The following is a 1,261-nucleotide window of genomic DNA, read 5'->3' as shown; positions in this document are numbered from 1 at the left end:
TGGCGACGTGTTGCGACCCGATATGACCGCTGCGCTCATACATTCATGTCCGCAATCCACATCGCAGCAAGCGTCATCTTCTACCTCAAAGAATGAGTCCTGAGCCTAGGATGCGGTTGAACAGCGGCCGGTCGCCGCGAATGTCGGTCAGTTTCGGCTTGCCGGCGAGCGCGGCATCGACGATCTGCGCCAGCGTCTGGCTTTTACCGACGCCATTCTTGCCGATGACGATTGCGAAGCGCTGCGGCAGCACGGCGTCGCCATCGGCGAAGCGGAAGGTGAGGTTATGGTCGTTGGGGCGGCCAGCGAGCCGGAATTTGATATGGAGTCCGTCCGAGATCCGGTCGAGTTCCTCATACTCGACACCGCGCAGGATCGGCGCCGCATTCTTCCAGGTGAAATACGGCTCGCTGTGTCGCAGGAAGGCGTTGAGGAAGATCTGGCTCTCGCGCGCCGCGCGCAGCCAGGGGCGGTCGACCGGCCGGTCATCGGCCTCAACGATGTCGTTCATTGCGCGGAGAGCGAGCCGCGCTTCCTCCGGGCCAAGATCGCCGACGATCCGCCGATAGCTCGCCATGTCCGGCAGCATCGTGAAATAATTCGGTACCTTGTCCGTCGGGATCGGCGTGTCGGGGGTCTGATCGACGATGTCGCGCAAATGCAGCGTATCGCTCTTGCCGGCTTGCTTATCGACGAAGCCAAAGAAGCCGCGGAAGATCAGCCGCTCATGCGAGAATGGGATCTCGCTACGGGGTTGGACCGCGATTTCCACGAGGATGCGCTCGCCGAAATCATTCCAGCTGTCAGAACTTGGCGCGATCGTAATCGTGCCGGGTTCGCTTTGGCGCGCGATCGCACGTCCGCTGACGAACTGCACGCGGTAATCCTGTGATGGGTTCTCTGCCACCATACCCTCTAATGCCCGAAAATGGCCTTGCGATTCTGCCGGACATCAGTACTCGACAAGACAGGATCATACCTTGGAACAGACGACGCGATGCCTCTTCCCACATTCACGCGAACGTGAAAACCGACAAAATTGCGCCTGAATTCCTTTTCGTTTGTTTCCTATGTGTTTCCTGCGGTGTGATTTGGGCAACAAAAAACCCGCCGGTGAGGGCGGGTTTTCCTGTGCGATATCAGTCGCTTAATTCATGGTTGCGGGGGTAGGATTTGAACCTACGGCCTTCAGGTTATGAGCCTGACGAGCTACCGGGCTGCTCCACCCCGCGGTGGTGTGAATGATGTTGGTTTTTTGGGT

1 protein-coding gene, 1 tRNA gene and 1 pseudogene are annotated in these 1,261 nt (G+C 58.7%); 1 reads left to right on the top strand and 2 read right to left on the bottom strand.

Annotated elements, in window-relative coordinates:
* Window positions 1–96, top strand: a pseudogene (locus HKD21_RS14310) (IS5/IS1182 family transposase); the annotation flags it as partial.
* On the opposite strand, the gene HKD21_RS14305 reads toward HKD21_RS14310, so the two are convergent.
* Window positions 86–877, bottom strand: coding sequence for a hypothetical protein (locus HKD21_RS14305; protein ID WP_194256266.1), 792 nt, complete (start codon window positions 875–877; stop codon window positions 86–88). The pseudogene HKD21_RS14310 and the gene HKD21_RS14305 overlap by 11 nt on opposite strands.
* Before the next feature lie 278 nt (window positions 878–1,155).
* Window positions 1,156–1,232, bottom strand: a tRNA-Met gene (locus HKD21_RS14300).
* Window positions 1,233–1,261 lie beyond the last annotated feature (29 nt).

The organism is Gluconobacter cerevisiae (assembly GCF_015244675.1).
GTDB lineage: Bacteria > Pseudomonadota > Alphaproteobacteria > Acetobacterales > Acetobacteraceae > Gluconobacter > Gluconobacter cerevisiae.
This window is presented reverse-complemented; position numbering and strand designations above follow the sequence as displayed.